Genomic DNA, 15,988 nt, shown 5'->3' with positions numbered 1-15,988 from the left:
TGTCATGCCTGAACCTCTCCACAAGACGGACCTCACTTCAGAGCGTGCGGCCTCACGTCGCACAGCAAGTTATCGGCCAAGACACTCTTCCCCGTCGGGGAAGCGCGTCTTGGCCATGCCCGCCCCGGAGGGGGCGGGAGCGGTCCAGCACCGGGGGGTGCTGGACCACGGGGCAGCGACCGAGGGCGGATCGCAGCCGGAGAAGCTCGAGCCCCGCCGCAAGCGCCGTGCCACGAAGACCACTTCGCGCAAGCGCTCACCCAAGACCAACCCTGACAAGCGCGTCTACGTATGCAGCGTGCGTCTCAACAACGCTGAGAAGCAGCAGCTCGCCGACGCCGCCGCTGCCGCTCGTACGACCCTTCCCGCCTTCCTCGCCCGCGCCGGCCTCGCCGCCGCCCGCAACCCAGAGTCCGCCGCCGCGTCGATCGCAGGCGAACGCGAGCTGATCGCGGAAGTCTTCACGGCCCGCCGACACCTCGGGCAGGTCGGCAACAACCTCAACCAGATCGCAAGGGCCATCAACCTGGGCGACCGCCCGGCGGACGCTCAGCTCGATGCAGTGCTCAACGCCGTCCGCCGGGCGACCGAGCGCGTCCACGCCGCCACCGACAAGCTCCTCGAAAGCCGCTAGGAACATGGTCCCGAAGATCCACAAGCGCGGGAAGCGCACCATCGGCCTGCTCTACTACCTGTATGGACCGGGCAAGGCCGAAGAACACATCGACCCGCACCTCGTGGCGTCCTGGGACCATGCCGCCCCCGACCCCGGCCGCGACGCCGAGGCCACGTACAAGGAACTCCAACAGCTCCTCGACCAGCCCCTCGCCCTCCTCACCGACGCCCAGCGGGAGAGGCCGCACGTGTGGCACCTGTCCGTGCGCAACGGCCCCTCCGACCGGATCCTGTCCGACGCGCAGTGGGGCGACATCGCCCGACGGATGGTCGCCGCCGCAGGCATCGACGACCCCGACCAGGGCGCTGGCTGCCGCTGGGTCGCCGTCCGGCACGCCGACGACCACATCCACATCCTCGCCACCCTCGCCCGCGAGGACGGCTACCGGCCCGACCTCGACCGCGACGCCGTACGCGTCCAGGCCGAGGCCCGCCTCCTGGAACAGGAACTCGGACTGCGTCGCCTCAAGCCCGGCGACGGCACCGCCGCTCAGCGCCCCACCAGCGCCGAGCAGCACAAGGCCGCGCGCCAGGGCCGCGAGCGCACCGCCCGCGAGGAACTGCGCGAGACCGTGCGGCGGGCCGTGGCCGGCGCCCAGAGCGAGGAGGAGTTCTTCGGCCGCCTGGCCGCGGCCGGTCTTCTTGTCCAGACGCGTGTCGCCCCGTCCGGGGACCTCCTGGGGTACAAGGTCGCGCTGCCCGACGACCGTAACAAGGACGGGAAGGCTGTGTACTTCCCCGGCGCCCGCCTGGCCCCCGATCTGTCCCTTCCCCGCATCCGCGAGCGCTGGTCCGCAGACACCATCCCCCAGAACAACGACTCGGTTCAGCCCCTGCGTCCCACGGCTCCGGCCACAGCGCGGCGAAGCACCGCGGCCGTCGCCTGGCAGGCCCTGCTGGTCGTCGAGCACGGCGAGGACGGCCTCGCCGCCGCGCACATCGCCGCCGCCGGCGAAGTCCTCGACGCGCTCGCCAAAACCTCCGCTTCTTACACCAGGCGCGAACTCCATGAAGCGGCCTGGGCGTTCGAGCGGGCCTCCCGCTCGCACGTCCGCGCCGTACGCGGAACCGACCGGGCCCTGCGTCAGGCCGCCCGCGATCTCGTGCGCGGCGGGCCGGCCCTCGGCCGCGGCGAGGACGGCGCGAGCACAGCCATGGCCATCGACATGCTGTTCTTCCTGATCACCGCCGCCGCGCACTGGCACGCGAGGAAGGGCCACGCGCAGCAGGCCGAGGCCGCCCACCAGGCCGCCGAACATCTTCGTACGGCCTACCGTGCCGCAGCCAGCCACCCGCTCGCCGTCCTCCATCAGCGCGGCCGGCGCCTCACCCGTCCCCTGCTGCAGCGGCAGACCATCGTCCTGCGCGAGGCGGTACCCCACCTCGCCGAGCAGGTCCTCGCCGAGGAGGGGTGGTACGCCCTTGCGGCCACGCTCACCGACGCCGAGGCCGCGGGCCTCGACCCGGCCGTCCTGCTCGCCGAAGCCGCCGACCGTCGCGAGCTGGGCACCGCTGAGTCGGTCAGCGACGTCCTCGTCTGGCGCCTGCGCCGTGCCGCGGACCTTCCCGCCGACACAACCGGCGTACCAGTCACCGCTCATGCGGGTACGGCGTCTTCGAGCGGAATGGCTCCAGAAAGGGGACGACGCAGCCGTTATCGCCGTTAGGGCACACCTTTCGTATCATTCCGGGCTGACCAGACTCTCGCTGCTCAAGCGCGGAGCCCTGTACGTGATAGACGACATGCAGCTCAGGCCACGTGGCGGGATGACCATCAGCCCCAGTCGGTAGGTTCCTCGAACGACTGCCCGACGCTTCCAACTTCACTGCTACAACGACGCGGTGGGCGTTCGGGCTGTTGGTCGCCGTCCGCATCTGAAGGTCTATCGTGCCGTCATGCCCCGTGATCTGATTCGCATCGTTTCGCGCGATTCACCGATGGCCCTCGCCCAGGTGGAGCGTGTCCGCGCCGAACTGGCCGCGCTCCACCCGGACGTGAAGACCACCGTCCTGCCGGTGAAGACCACGGGCGACAAGTGGATGGGCGACCTCTCCCAGGTCGAAGGGAAGGGGGCGTTCACCAAGGAGGTCGACGCCGCGCTCCTCGCCGGTGAGGCCGACCTCGCGGTGCACTGCGTCAAGGACGTCCCCGCCGACCGGCCGCTCCCGGCCGGAACCGTGTTCGCCGCCTTCCTCCAACGCGACGACATCCGGGACGCCCTGATCCACCCCGGCGGCCTCACCCTGGACGAGCTGCCCGCCGGTACCCGGATCGGCACCTCCTCCGTCCGCCGGATCGCCCAGCTCGCCGCCTCCCACCCGCACCTGGAGTGCGTCCCGATCCGCGGCAACGCCAACAGGCGCTTGGAGAAGCTGGCCGCTGGAGAGGCGGACGCGCTCCTCTTGGCCGTCGCAGGGCTGGACCGGATCGGCCGGACCGATGTCATCACCGAGATCCTGTCTCCGGACGTGATGATGCCGCCGATCGGGGCCGGCGTCCTGGCGCTCCAGTGCCGAGAGGGCGACACGGACCTCATCGACCTCGTCACCGACCTCGGCGACCCCGACACGTACCGGGTGACCCAGGCCGAGCGGATGCTCCTCCACGTCCTCCAGGGGCATTGCAACTCGCCCATCGCGGGCTACGCCCAGGTCGAGCGTGGCGGCGAGCTTTCCCTGCGGGCCACGGTGTTCTCGCCGGACGGGAAGGTCATGCTCAACGCGCACGAGTGGACCGGCCGCCTCGACCCGGCGACGCTCGGCACCTCCGTGGCCGTCGCCCTTCTGCGGCAGGGCGCCCGGGACGTGATCGACGGCATCCCGCACTAGGTCTCCGCAAGTGCGCAGACGGCCGGCATTGGGCCCGCTCGCGGCCCAACCCGGGCGTCAGGGGGCTTGACGCCGGCAGTGTGGCGCAGTGCCATCAATTACGGATGGAGGGGGTCGGGCATGAGCGACGAGGAAAGCGGTACCGAGAGTCAGGGCGACGTTCCCTCACGGGGCCCGAGTCTCACAGACGTCCCGGGCACCGTCTGGACGGTGCTGCTCGCGCTGCTCGTGCTGGGGCTGTTCCTGTACGGCCTCACACGAGGCGAGAGTGGTGGAGGGCACCCCGACGGGTACACCGGCTGGCGTTGACCGCATGAGCACAGGCCGCGCCCGGCCAATCGGAGACAGCAGGCATCCACACCGTGCCCTGGTCGACCACCACCTTTAGAATCGAACATGTGCACGAAGAATTGTCGTCCCCTGAGCTGGCGAAGTTGCAGTTCCTCCACCGGGTACAGCTCCAAGACCTGGAGCGAACGGAGCGCTGGATCGGCGTCGAACTGGCGCGCCTCCGCGAGCTTGCGGCCCGCCGCCCTCTACCCGAGGAGCCGGGCCTCGTCCTGTCGTACCTCCGGAAGGGCGGCCACCCGGTCCCGGACAGCGTGCACGTAGGCAACTGCCGCCTCGCCGCCAAGCACGTCAAGCGCCTCACCGAGGAGCAGGCCCGCCGCACCATCGCCGTCGACGGCATCCCTGCGTGCGAGATCTGCCGACCGGACGCCGACCTCGGGATCCTCGGATGACGGTCCGTGTCCCGTCTCACTGAACCTTGACTGATCTCAGCGAACCTTGACCGGCCCCTCTGCCGCTCAGCCGATTGCTGGCTCGTCTCGACTCTGCCGCGGGCCAAGGGCGGAGGCGGTGGCCTGGGCTAAATGGGCGCTGCCGCCTCACGTCAGCGAATCCGGTTGACCGACCTTCGATCGACGCAGATCCTCCCAGAAGTAGCCAGAACCTGATGGAGGAACCCCAGTGCGCGACAACGGCAAGGACTTCCACTTCCCGCCCCTCAACAACGGGCTCGACTTCCTCGTCAGCGCTGTCACCTCCCTTGCGTCCGAAGGCGGCCCCGCCCCCCGAGAACTGAAGTACGCCACCCTCCATCTCCAGTCCGCAGCTGAGACCCTATTCAAGGCCCGCCTGGAGATGCACAGTCCCGAACTCGTCTGGTTCGATCCCAAGATCTACGACGCGGCCAAGCACCAGGGCGGTGACTTCAAGAGCTGCGGCATGACGCACGCCATCAAGCGCCTCAATAGGCTCGCCGAAGATGAGGGAGTCATCACCCTCAGGACCATCCTCAACGCCGACGACGAGGCCTTGAAGAGGCTCGGCAACCTCCGCAACCGGATCATGCACTTCGGCTGGAAGGACACCACCGTTGCGGTACAGGCCCTCACCCTCCCCGTGCTGACGCTGCTCTTCGATTTCGTCCACCAGGACCTCCTGCCGTACGCCGCGGACTGGGAGGCAGAGCGGCAGATGGACGAAGTCCGTGGACAGCTCAAGCACCTCACGGACTTCGTGGCGCAGCGGCAGAACGCGATATCCGACCAACTCGCTGGCCACGAGCACTCCACCGTCGCCTGCCGCTCCTGCGGCCAGTACGCCGTGGTCCTGGACGGCGGGGCCGCCGACCTGGAGTGCCTCTTCTGCGGGAAGGCGTACGGCACCGGCGAAGAGGCGGCTTGGGAGTACATCGGCGAGGACCGGCACACCACCATCAAGGACGGGGGCAACGACTTCGCCACGTGCCCCGCCTGTGGCGCCTCAGCAGTCGCGGCCCTCCGCACGCTCGGCTTCCCCACCGGAGACTCCTACATCTGCTTCGGGTGTGGCACCGACTGGGAGGGGGTCTGCGACTGGTGTGGGAGCGGTGGGTACATCGTCCTGGACACGGATATGTGTGACGACTGCTACGAAATCCGCCTCGACAACTTCTGACTCTCACTGGGTGTTGACCCGGTGGGCACAGCGACGGCCCGCGCCCCGGGTGGTGTGCCCGCACTCGTTCGGCTGCCACCCGCGAGCCCCCGCCTGCTCTCGATGTTGCCGCTCTCTTCGGCCCCGTCCGGCCACACCTCCTTTGGCCGCCCAAGGCGCCAGCAACCTCCCGACCGGTCAAAGTTCGGTGAGATCGGTCAAGGTTCAGTGAGACGGGACAGTCCGCCCGCCGGGCGCAGCCCGATGCCAGATAGGGGATCACGGAACGCGCCGGTCAACATCACCGGAGGCTGATACCGGACCACACGAAGTGGCGGAGGCCCTGCGCGAGCGTCCGCCTTGCACTCTGGCGACATGACTTTGACAATCCCAGAGTTGAAGCCATGCAGCCCCTCGCGGCACGATCCCCATCCGACGGAAGCGCCACAGGAGGGGGAGACGTGTTCGAACGCGGGCGTGTGGCTCGTCAGCAGCGCGGAGCGTGGAAGTGGGCGGCAGAGATGAGCGCAACGCACATCGAGCCGCCGCTCGAGTCCCCCGCCGTAGTGCGCCGGGAGGTCGAGGGGCTCTTGATGACGCACTCCCACCCCCTGGTCGTCGACGGGGACATCCTGGGCTGCGGAACGTGCGGGTCCTACCGGGGCTGGATCGTGATCAGCCTCCGTGACGAGGTGTGGCTGCGCTGTCCCGCCGGCCACGAGCAGCACGAACCCGGTCTCGACACCGCGTGGTACGACCGGCACAGCGGACCTGTCACCCACCGCCACAACACCTACGACGACGGCCTGCGGGACCTCGGCCACTAGCCGGCACCCACGCACGATCCCACCGAGACCGCCGGAGGAGAGCCCAATTCGGGCCCGGCGCCGTCAGCCCACCCGACCACCGAAGGATCCACCGTGCACCGTCGCGCCTCCGCCGCTCTGTCCCTCGCCGCCCTCGTCGCCCTCTCCGTTTCGGGCTGCGCGAAGGACAGCTCCTCCCCCGCCCCCTCCGATTCCGCACCGGCCGCCTCAGGCATGCGGACTCCCGTGGCGAAGCCCGCACAGGCCCCGCTCTCCTCAGCCGCGCTCGCCCAACGCCTGCTGAACGAGTCGGACCTCGGCCAGGGCTACACCCGCCAGGCGAAGTCCGACAACAGCGGCCGTGACGACGTCACTGTCATCGGCTGCCCGGCGCTGGAGAAGCTCGGCGGCGACGGCGCCGCCGGCGAAGACCTGGACTTCCCCAACAGCGCGAAGGCCACGTTCTCCTACACCCGTGGCTCCGACTCCGAGGTGGCCGAGGAGCTCTACAGCGACACCGTCGACAAGCTCGGCCCGAACACGAAGACCGTGTTCGAGGCCATGACCGGCTGCCCGCTGTACCAGATCGTCGTGGGCGACGCCCCGATCACCGTTGCTACCCAGAAGCTCCCGGCGCCTTCCCTGGGCGACGAAGCCTGGAGCCAGCTCCTCACCTTCACCTCAGGCGGGCACGACACCGTGATGAAGCAGACCGCCGTCCGCACCGGCTCCATCCTCATCGTCGTGTCCGGCTCCCCCGCCCTCGTCGACACACACCTGACCCGTGCGGTCGAGAAGGCGCGAGGCTGACCTAACGTGTACGAAGACGGCCCATGGACTCCGATACGGAGTCCATGGGCCGTCTTCACATCCCGTCGAGCAGAGCACGCGGCTGTTCAGCCACAGGTATGGCGACGGCGTTCGTCGTCAGTGATCACCTTCGCCGTGGCGGTGTGGGTCCAGCCACACCCGCAGACTGCATCCCATCGGGCCCGGCCGGCGCATTGCGGAGTGCGGGGCACGCCGCTCGTGGACACCAAGTGCCGGGAAGGACCGGTGGTCGGGCAGACGGTGCCGTCCGGGTGGTGAGCACTGAGGCGGGGAAGAAGACGTGGCACGGGACCTCCTCGGAAACGAAATAGGCGCGGACGGTGGGTCAGGGTGCCGGCGTCACGAAGAGGCGGCCGGCGGCGTTCTCCGGCGGGTTGCGGCGCAGCACCGGGGTGGGCGAGGCGAGAGACGCGGCGAAGGCGGCGACGAGGTCGTGGGGGACGCTCGCGCTGAAGACCGCGGTCCACTGGTAGGGATCGCCGATGACCGGCTCGGCCCACGCTTGCCAGCCGAAACCGGGGCGCGGGTCGCCGTCGCGGACCATCTCGGGCAGTTCGGCCCAGGCGAAGCCCGCCGACATGCCCGGATCCCAGGCTCGAGTGTCGGGGGTGTCGATGTCACGGGCCCAGCCGTGGGCGCACAGCGCGTCGAGGACGCGACTGTATTCGTCGTAGTTGACGGCCGGGTCCGTGCGAGCGGCGCTGGCTAGGAGGAAGTCGGCTATGGCCTCGGGGGGTGTGCCGGTTGTGAAGCAGGCGGTCCACTCCATCGCGGCGCGTGCCGGGTGCAGGCGGGCAGAGACGTGCCAGGCGACCTGGAGGTCACCAAGGAGGAAGCCGTGGGAGCCTCGCACCCACTCGGCGCCAGCGAGTCCACGGGGGCTCAGGTGCAGCAGGGTGGAGCGGGCCGTCGTCCATGTAGACCAGCCGGCCTCCACGAGGACGTCGGCCACGCGGTCGGCGAGTTCGTCGTCGTCGCCGGCCAGGTGGCGCGGTCGCACCCAGTAAGCGGGGCGGGAGGGGTAGAAGAAGGGTTGCGGGTTCAGGGGCGCCTCCAGGCGGTGGGTGGGGTTGCTACTACGCGGAGATACCGGTGCGCGGGCGGCGAGGTGCTTCCGTCGGCTCGTGCCAACCTGCGGCGACGGTGACCCCCGGCGGGACGGGGCCCTGCTGTTCGCCGTTCTCCGTCACGTAGACCGTCGTACGGCCAAGCGCGTCCTTCGCGGCAATCACGTCGGCGATGCCGTGCCGGAACGGGAAGAAGGGGTTAATGGCGAGGTGCACCGGGGTGTCGGGATCGAACTCGGACAGTCGGGCGATGAGATCGCGAGTGGTGAGGGTGGAGGACAACAGCAGCTCCTAGCGGAATCGAGTGGGGCAACGGAACACCGGGTCACCAGTGGGCGGCGGGGGCGGACGTGGCCAGCACGCTGCCGACGGCTGCGACAACGACCGCCGCAGGAGTCTCCCTGTGGAAGGAGACGCAGTAGCCGGGCACGTCCGCGGTGCCGGTCACGGCGAGCTTCCAGCCCTCTGCATCGGCGCCGGGCCGGCCGTCGGGGAAGAATCCGAGGTAGAGCCGGCCGTCCCGCGAGTTGATGTGGACATCGGCGCGGTCGTCGACGACGACCTTGAAGTCGGCGTCGGTGAACAGGTCGATGACGTCCATCGACTGCCCCCGGCCAAGCAGCCATGTCCGCAGCCGCAACTCAGCGACGGTGGTGGAGAAGCCTGGCCTCGCAGCATCGACGGTCACGGGCATTCACCTCTCTGACCTGGCTTTTTTCGGGAAGGCGTCCACGTTGACATCCCTTCCCGCCTGTCCACCAGTCCTTCAGCGCTTCTTCCTGTCTGCCTCCGGCGAACTGGTCAGGCCAGCTACGTAGTAGTAGACACTGAGATCGAGCTGGGCATCCAGCCCGGCACTCTCGCGTCCGGCGGCTGGATCGGTGCGACGCTCGCCCCCGCACCCTCTGCAGCCGCAAGCGCCTCTCGCCAGGTGCCCTTTTTGAGCGTGTCTGCGTGACACTGCCGACACTCCCCTACAGGTTGATGCCGGGATTCGAGGTCTTCAACGGATGCGCGCACGTGGGTAAAGGCGTCGGCGGGGAAGTCTGCACGGATCGCGAACCACGTTCCACTGCGCTCAGCTTCGGGAAGGCCGGCAGCGACGTCGGGCCGCTGCGGTACGTACAGAGTGCCTCCGTCATGCCGGACCAGGAACACTCGGTCGAGATGATCACACGTATCGGCCGACGGCGGGTTCCTGTCAAGCCACCGAAGTAGCTGCGCGCGGTCGCCTGGCCCCCAGAGCAGGTCGCAGGGGTACGTCGTCTGCTCGAAGAGGGCGTCGAAATGGAAGAGGGTGGGATCCTCGGCCGTGCCGGGTTCAAAGACCGCCTGGACGACGACGTACCGCCATTCGTCTTCTTCGGCGTCCGTTCGAAGATTCTCGATATGCCCGATGGAGATGGACCCAGTAGCCGGATTCCAGGCGATGGCGGTAGTGCGACGCCTCACGGGAGCGGGGTAGAGACGTCCTCCGGGGGTGTCCTGGCCCCACAGCCGGTTGATCACCTCAGCCAGGTTGGAGAGGGTACGGGCAGCCTCGACGGGTCCGTGGAGGTGAAAGCCGCTCGGGTGAGCGACCATGTTCCGCAGGTCGGTGATGGCCTTCTCCCAGCCACGGTTTCGCTGACCGCGCAGCAAGCCTTCTCGGCGGGCCCAACGGTGCAAGCCGTCCAGGGTTCCGTTGAAACCGGTCCAGCTCCGGTTCGGTCCCATCTGGATCCTGGTGCCCTTGAGGTCCTTGTACCTCTCCATGAACTGGCCGTAGTTGGTCACCTCCGCAAGGGTGTGCACTTCACCTTCTTTGGTCCGAACGGACACTTCACCTTGATGGAAGGCGATGAACCGATCACGGAGAGCCTGCTCGAACACCAGAAGTGCCGCGTCGCCGACCATAGTGAACACGTCGTAGCAGAGCACGCCGTAGCAGAAGACGTGGCGCAATTGCTCGAAGCGCTGCCGAGTTCCCTCTGCGACGTTGTCGACGAGTACATACTGGGCAATCACTTGCTGCTGAAAGGCCAGGGCATCGTCAGGCGCCAGCCGTCCACCAAACCCGTAGGGGTTGAAGGGAAGTACGCGCTCGTCTACGGCTCGTAGGTCGTCGAGCGACAGCCGGTCCATCCATGGCCTCCTCGGGAGTGTGAAGAACCGGCCATCGTACGACGAGCTCTCCACGTCAGCCCCGGGATTCCCGGATCCCCTGTTGAACAGGCAGCCTTGGAATGGCAAAGGGCCCCAGGAGTTCGCCTTCCTGGGGCCCTTCGAGAGAGTTCAGTTCTTGGTCGTTCTACCGGTCAGCTGGTGGCCGGGGTCTCCTCGTCGTCGTCCGTCTTCTTGCGTCGTGCCGCGATCAGGGCACCGCCGCCGGCCGCGATCAGGAAGCCGCCGCCGGCGAGGAGCCACGCGTTGGAGTCGGCGCCGGTGTGCGCGAGGGAACCCTCCGCGGGCGGTGTGCTCGGGGTGTCGGTCGGGGGCACCGGTGCGGTGGAGGTGGACTGGCTCGGGGTCGGGGCGGTCGGCGGGGTCGTCACCGGAGTGGTGGGCGGGGTGGTCGGGGTGACCGGGGGTGTGGTCGGCGTGGTCGGCGGGGTGGTGGGCGGCTGGGTGGGCTTGTCCTTCTTGGCGTTGGTGAAGGTGGCGGTGGTCTTCTCGGCGGGCTTGGCGGTGATCTTGACCGGGGTGGTGTCGAGTTCGTAGCCGGAGGGGGCCTGCGTTTCGGTGCCGGCGTAGGTGGTGCCGTTGCGGGAGGAGACGGGGAGCTTGGTGGTGGCGGTGCCGTCCTTGCCGGTGGTCAGGGTGATCGCCTTGCCGGTGCCGGTGGAGGGGCTGATGTTGATGACGGCACCGGCCAGGGGCTTGCCGGTCTTCTTGTCGACCTTCTTTACCAGCAGGTCGGCGGGCTTGAAGGTGTCGATGACCGTGAGCTTCGCGGTGTGCTCGGGGGTGACGATGACGTCCTGGTCGGGGGCCAGGTCGTGGAGGGGGCTGCCGGAGTCGGTCTCCTTGAGGCGGTAGGTACCGGGGTGGACGTTCTCGAAGCGCAGGATGCCTTCGGCGTTCGTCTTGCCTGTCAGGGCCTTGGTGCCGTTGAGGGTGTCGAGGAGGGAGAACGCGGCACCGGCGAGCAGGGCGCCGTCCGGGTCCTTCTTGCTGATCTCGACGGCGCCCGGGGGGATCTCGGGTGCGCTGGCGAAGGCGGTCGGGGCCCAGATCAGGGAGCTGGTCGCCAGGGTGGTCGCGGCGAGGGTGGCCGCGGTACGGCGGGTGGCACGCATGAAGAAGGGTTTCTCCTCGGTCAGTTGTGTGGTGGGGACCGCCTCGGGGGCGGAGGTCAGTGGGAGCGGGCAGTCGGGGTCTGGCCGGGCGCCGGGACGGGGCGTGCGGGAGGCGGGCTCGTCCGCAGGGGTGTGGAGGTGGCCGCGTGCCGGCGGGAGGCGGCTTGGACGACAGCGCGCTGCTTGTCCAACGGCATGCTGGCGATGCGTTCGAGGGCGCCGGCGGTGTCGGGGCCGAGGCGGCGGCATGTGAGCTGGGTGACGGCCGCGGCCTCGGCGAGCATGCCTTGGTCCAGAGGGAGCCCGAGCATGTCCATCACGTAGTACCGGGCGTTGCGCAGGGTCTCGGTGATGGGCATGTCGTCGTGAGTGCCGCTCTCGGCGAGGTCGAGTACGGCCTGGGTCGCTTCGTGGAGGCGGGTGAGCACGACGGTGTCGGTCGCCCAGAGCGTCTCGTGCCAGCGATCGGCCCACGGGCCGGGTTCCGCGAAGCTCCGGGGGGCGATAAGGGCGGGGCAGGAGACATGGACGAAGTCCACGATCGCGGTCCGCAGGCCGGTGAGGTCCGCTCCGGCCCAGGGAGGCAGGCCGTCCTGGTGCCAGTCGCGTATGACGCCGCGCGTGTCACATGACCTTCGTTCAGCGTCACGGCGGGTGAACGTGCCGTGCTCGGTGAAGCGGAGGTGGACGGTGTCGAGGGTGCCGCGCTCGGCGTCGATGACGGCCAGGCGCAGGCCGTCGTACTGGCGTTCCATGATCGTGCGGGCGAACTCGATACGCAGGCGGATCGGCGAGTCGGTCGGGTTCGCGTAATAGACGTCGCCGACGACGGTGCCGAACGGGAGAGGAAGGTCGAGCCGGTCGAAGAATTCCTGCGCGTGCAGCGGCACGAGACTCCTTGTGTCAGCGGCCGACCGAGCGGCCAGCGGGCGGTGCTGCGGTCGCAGGCGGCCGGGTGGCGGTGCTCCAGCGCGGGACGCTGCGCGTGGTGATCGCCGGGGGCCGGCGCTGGGCACGCTGGATGTCGAGCGGGGTCGGGGCGGGGGGCTTCGGCGGGGTGAGCGGGGTGAGCTGCGCCAGAGCGGCGAGTTCGGGGGCCAGCTGGTCGCGGTAGCGCAGGACCGATGTCGGGTCGAGCAGGGCCTGGGCGGTGGCCGCGATCAGGTGGGCGGGTGTGCGGGAGGTGAATCGGGCTTCGGCTCGGTTCCATCCGGAGGGTCCGGCCCACAGCAGGACCGTCTCCTCGTCGAGGTCTTCGCTGCCGACGTCGATGGACACCCCTGCGGTGCCGTCCGGGGCCGTGATCTCGACGTACGGGCCGTGGATACGGCTGGATCGGCCAGCGGCCCCGAGGGTGACCGATCCCGGAAGCCGCTGGGCCTTCCAGCCCGCATCCAGCAGCGGCTGCACCCGCGTTGCCCAGTACGGGGAGGGGGTTTCGATGAAGGGGTCCTGGTCCTTGCGCGCAGTCCAGTCGCGTTCGAGCGCGGTGGTAAATGCGGCGACGATCTCGGCCGGGAAGGAGTCGTTGAAAGTCGCTGACCAGCGCGTCGGGGACGAGGCGTCCTCGCTGGCGGAGATCTTGTAGACGTCGAAGTCGTCGCCGTACCAGCCGATGCGAATGCGCTGGTCGGGCGAGGTGATCAGCATCTGGCAGGGGCCGTCCTCCAAGTGGACGGTGGGCCAGTGGTTCACGGGGACGAAGCCCGCGTCGCCGCACCAGTCGGCCCCTGCGAGGTAGCGAGGGGAGACGTAGACGTCGCCTTCCGGGGTGTAGGTCACGCGGTGCCTTTCGCCCGCGCGCCGGCGGGCTGGACGGTGAGGGTGATGTGCTGCGCGGTCTCGGCGAGGCGCTCTTCGACCTTGGCGGCGTCGTAGCCGGTGACGACGTAGAGGCCCGCGCGGGCGACGTCGACGTCGCCTTCCGGGGGCAGGGTGATCTGGTCGCCGACGGCGCCGATCCACTGGACGAGGTCGAGCCAGCGGCTCCGGTCGGCGAAGTCCTGGTCGATGGAGCGGTGGGTGAGGGTGCCGGAGGTCTCCGGGTAGAGCAGGGTGACGCCGGCGGCTCGCAGGCGGGAGTGCTCCAGGCTCGGGGTGGTGCCGCAGGCGAGGTCGGCGGCGATGCGGGGCAGGTCGAGGCCGGTGGCGAGGCGGACGAGGTGGCCGATGAGGTCGCCACCGATCCGGCCGTTGACCTCGATGATGCGCGGGCCGGACGGCGTGAGGCGCATCTCGACGTGCTGGATGCCGTGGTCGAGGCCGAGCGCGCGGATCGCGGCGGCGGCGATCGGGGCGACCTCGTCGAGCAGCGTGTCGGTGGCGTCCACGGTGTGGCCCACCTCTTCGAAGTACGGCTCGAAGCCGAGCTTCTTGCGGGTGACGGCGACCGCGTGGGTGTGGCCGTTCTGGGTGACGCACTCGACGCTGATCTCCGGGCCATCGAGGTACTCCTCGACCAGGATGTCGGTGTTCTGGCCTCCGCTCAGGGCGGCGCCGGCGGCGGCGAAGTCGAAGGCGTGGGCGAGGTCTTCGCTGTTGTCGACGCGGATGACGCCGACACTTCCGGCCTGGCCTGCGGGCTTGAGGACGATCGGGTATCCGATGTCATCGGCCAGGATGGTGGCCTCCAGCAGGTCTAGGACGCGGCCGGAGCGTGCCGAGGGGACCTGGTGGGTGGCGAGGAGCTTGCGGGTGGCGTGCTTGTCGCGGCAGTTCTTCATCACGGCCGGGGGGTTCGTGGGCAGGCCGAGGTGTTCGGCGAGCTGGGCGGTGGGGACGAGCAGGTTCTCGTTCCAGGTCAGGACGCCCGCGATGGTGCGGCGGGCGGTGATGGCTTCGCCGACGGCGAGGAGCTGGTCAAGCTGGTAGGGGTCGGCGAGTTCGTGGTCGACGACGTGCTCGGTCTCCCAGGTGAGCGGCTGCGGGGTGATGACGGCGACGTCGTATGCGGCGGCGACCTGCTTGAGGCAGTAGCCGCGGTACACCTCGTCGCCGGGGGCGACGACGAGAACCGTGGGGCGGCTGGTGGTCTGCTTCAGGGAGGTCGGGGGGACGGTCACGGGGAGGCCCTTGTCTTCACGGGTGGTCGGGCGGTGGCGGGTGGCGGCGTCGAGGAGGCGGCGTAGGTCGGTGGCGAGGCCGCCGGGGGCGAGGAGGTGACCGGCGAGCGTGGTCGCCTCGGCGGAGGTGAGAGCGGCGAGGCGGTCGGTGAGTCCACGGACGAGGGAGGCGGCGGCGAGGGCCTGGTCGGCGCTGAACCGCGACAGGTGCGGGGTGGTCATGGGGAGGTGGCTGCTCCGGGCTGGGTGGTACGGGGGCTGCGCACGGCTGGCTCGCGGCGCAGGCGCCAGAACGCGCACGCGAGACCGGCGGCCTGGAGGCCGGCGCAGGCGGTCAGCACATGGCCGAGCGCGGCGGCGGGGGTGAGGGCGACGACGATTCCTGCGAGCGGGAAGGGCGTGAGCATCACGAGGATCGTGACGGCGAGGGTGGCGCCGAAGACGGGCTCGGGGATGAGGTGGGAGCGCAGGGTGCGCAGGACGACGGTCATGCCGCCTTCGCCGGCCATGAGGACGGCGGTCAGGACGAGGAAGGCGGTGTAGTGGCCTGCCTGGGAGACTGCGAGCCCGGCCAGGGCGGCGACGGCGGCGCTTGCCGCGCCCGCGGGCCACAGGCCGAGGCGGTCGATCGCGAACCGGCACAGGGCGACAGCGAGCAGGGAGGCTGCTGCGGCAGCGGACCAGATCAGGCCGACGGCGGCGCTGGACTGGCCGAGGTGCTGTACGACGATGACCGGGGCGGCGGCCTGCAGGACGCCGGTCGCCATGTTGGAGACGGTCAGGCCGGTGATGAGCCAGGCCAGTGCCGGAATGGAGACGAGGGTCTTCCATCCGGTGCGCAGTCCGGCGAGTGCGGGCGCCGGTGGCGGGACGAGGCGCGATTCGCGGTGCCAGGGGGCGAGCAGGGCCCCGAGCAGTGAGCAGGCGGCCATCGTCAGCAGGGTGCCGGTGACGCCGACGGCGTGCAGGAGGAACCCTGCGAGCGCAGGTCCGGCGAGGGTGGCGGTCTGGTCGATGCCGAGGAGGACGGACTGCACCCGGTGGGCGCGGTCGCCGGCGTCTTTGCTCGCGGTCGCGCCGGCGGTTTCGGCGGCGATGTAGGAGAACTCGGTGACGACTCCGGTGATCGCGGCGAGCGCCATCACCGTGATGGTGGCTCCCGTGCCGCCGGCCTGGGTGGGCAGGATGAAGGCGGCGGCCACGACGACCAGGGCGCGCAGGACCGAGGCGATGCGGAAAACGCGCTTGGTGCCGTGCCGGTCCACGACCTGTCCGGCGAGCGAGAAGGCTGCGAGGCGGGGCAGCCACTCCAGGGCGAAGGCGATTCCGGTGAGGGTGGCGGACTGGGTGGTGGCCAGCACGATCAGCGGGATGCCGTACGTGGACATCGCGAAGGCGCCGGCGTCGGCCGTACGGGGGAGGTAGATCCGCCGCAGCAGGGAGAGTTGGGGCGGCAGAGCGTGCCGGGGTCCGGCGATCACGAAGTCGGTCATGTGCTTTCGTCGGAGATCAGGAGC

17 protein-coding genes are annotated in these 15,988 nt (G+C 69.6%); 8 read left to right on the top strand and 9 right to left on the bottom strand.

Going from position 1 to position 15,988, the window contains the following annotated elements; genetic code table 11:
- The first annotated feature begins 115 nt into the window (after positions 1 to 115).
- From ACFWRO_RS19620 to ACFWRO_RS19585, 8 genes are all read left to right on the top strand, one after another.
- Positions 116 to 634: a plasmid mobilization protein gene (locus tag ACFWRO_RS19620; RefSeq protein ID WP_384511839.1), complete on the top strand. Its 519-nt coding sequence runs from the start codon at positions 116 to 118 to the stop codon at positions 632 to 634.
- Between the two features lie 4 nt (positions 635 to 638).
- Positions 639 to 2,342, top strand: a complete 1,704-nt coding sequence (locus ACFWRO_RS19615; RefSeq protein ID WP_384511821.1) for a mobilization protein — start codon at positions 639 to 641, stop codon at positions 2,340 to 2,342.
- 229 nt (positions 2,343 to 2,571) lie between these two features.
- Entirely contained in the window at positions 2,572 to 3,504 is a 933-nt protein-coding gene (gene hemC / locus ACFWRO_RS19610; protein WP_384511819.1) for a hydroxymethylbilane synthase, read from the top strand.
- 120 nt (positions 3,505 to 3,624) lie between these two features.
- On the top strand, positions 3,625 to 3,813 hold the full coding sequence (locus tag ACFWRO_RS19605; RefSeq protein ID WP_384511817.1) for a hypothetical protein: 189 nt from the start codon (positions 3,625 to 3,627) through the stop codon (positions 3,811 to 3,813).
- Between the two features lie 89 nt (positions 3,814 to 3,902).
- Positions 3,903 to 4,247, top strand: a complete 345-nt coding sequence (locus tag ACFWRO_RS19600) for a DUF6233 domain-containing protein (RefSeq protein ID WP_384511815.1) — start codon at positions 3,903 to 3,905, stop codon at positions 4,245 to 4,247.
- 229 nt (positions 4,248 to 4,476) lie between these two features.
- Positions 4,477 to 5,448: a hypothetical protein gene (locus ACFWRO_RS19595; RefSeq protein ID WP_384511813.1), complete on the top strand. Its 972-nt coding sequence runs from the start codon at positions 4,477 to 4,479 to the stop codon at positions 5,446 to 5,448.
- A gap of 500 nt (positions 5,449 to 5,948) precedes the next feature.
- Positions 5,949 to 6,254 carry a hypothetical protein gene (locus tag ACFWRO_RS19590; RefSeq protein ID WP_384511811.1) on the top strand — a complete coding sequence of 102 codons (306 nt, stop codon included), beginning with the start codon at positions 5,949 to 5,951 and terminating at the stop codon, positions 6,252 to 6,254.
- A gap of 93 nt (positions 6,255 to 6,347) precedes the next feature.
- On the top strand, positions 6,348 to 7,043 hold the full coding sequence (locus tag ACFWRO_RS19585; RefSeq protein ID WP_384511809.1) for a hypothetical protein: 696 nt from the start codon (positions 6,348 to 6,350) through the stop codon (positions 7,041 to 7,043).
- Between the two features lie 346 nt (positions 7,044 to 7,389).
- Here ACFWRO_RS19585 and ACFWRO_RS19580 read toward each other — a convergent pair whose 3' ends face one another.
- The 9 genes from ACFWRO_RS19580 to ACFWRO_RS19540 form a co-directional block, all read right to left on the bottom strand.
- The gene (locus tag ACFWRO_RS19580) at positions 7,390 to 8,064 is read right to left on the bottom strand and encodes a DUF317 domain-containing protein (protein ID WP_384511807.1); all 675 of its coding nucleotides are present in this window, start codon (positions 8,062 to 8,064) and stop codon (positions 7,390 to 7,392) included.
- Between the two features lie 76 nt (positions 8,065 to 8,140).
- Positions 8,141 to 8,413 (bottom strand): hypothetical protein, encoded by a 273-nt coding sequence (locus ACFWRO_RS19575; protein WP_384511805.1) that lies wholly within the window; start codon positions 8,411 to 8,413, stop codon positions 8,141 to 8,143.
- A gap of 43 nt (positions 8,414 to 8,456) precedes the next feature.
- A complete protein-coding gene (locus ACFWRO_RS19570) occupies positions 8,457 to 8,819 on the bottom strand; it encodes a DUF317 domain-containing protein (protein ID WP_384511803.1) in 363 nt (120 codons plus the stop codon).
- Positions 8,820 to 8,941: 122 nt separating this feature from the next.
- Positions 8,942 to 10,255, bottom strand: a complete 1,314-nt coding sequence (locus ACFWRO_RS19565) for a hypothetical protein (protein WP_384511801.1) — start codon at positions 10,253 to 10,255, stop codon at positions 8,942 to 8,944.
- 173 nt (positions 10,256 to 10,428) lie between these two features.
- On the bottom strand, positions 10,429 to 11,409 hold the full coding sequence (locus ACFWRO_RS19560; protein ID WP_384511799.1) for a collagen binding domain-containing protein: 981 nt from the start codon (positions 11,407 to 11,409) through the stop codon (positions 10,429 to 10,431).
- 56 nt (positions 11,410 to 11,465) lie between these two features.
- Positions 11,466 to 12,299, bottom strand: a complete 834-nt coding sequence (locus ACFWRO_RS19555) for a hypothetical protein (protein WP_384511797.1) — start codon at positions 12,297 to 12,299, stop codon at positions 11,466 to 11,468.
- 13 nt (positions 12,300 to 12,312) lie between these two features.
- Positions 12,313 to 13,191, bottom strand: coding sequence for a DUF317 domain-containing protein (locus tag ACFWRO_RS19550; protein ID WP_384511795.1), 879 nt, complete (start codon positions 13,189 to 13,191; stop codon positions 12,313 to 12,315).
- On the bottom strand, positions 13,188 to 14,693 hold the full coding sequence (locus tag ACFWRO_RS19545; RefSeq protein ID WP_384511793.1) for an acetyl-CoA carboxylase biotin carboxylase subunit family protein: 1,506 nt from the start codon (positions 14,691 to 14,693) through the stop codon (positions 13,188 to 13,190). The genes ACFWRO_RS19550 and ACFWRO_RS19545 overlap by 4 nt, the downstream gene beginning before the upstream one ends.
- On the bottom strand, positions 14,690 to 15,964 hold the full coding sequence (locus ACFWRO_RS19540; RefSeq protein ID WP_384511791.1) for an MFS transporter: 1,275 nt from the start codon (positions 15,962 to 15,964) through the stop codon (positions 14,690 to 14,692). Before ACFWRO_RS19540 ends, ACFWRO_RS19545 begins: the two co-directional genes overlap by 4 nt.
- Positions 15,965 to 15,988: the final 24 nt, after the last annotated feature.

The sequence above is a fragment of the Streptomyces sp. NPDC058579 genome, from assembly GCF_042718575.1.
Taxonomy (GTDB): Bacteria; Actinomycetota; Actinomycetes; order Streptomycetales; family Streptomycetaceae; genus Streptomyces.
The sequence above is the reverse complement of the archived record's forward strand: the minus strand, read 5'-3'. Positions and strand labels throughout refer to the sequence as shown.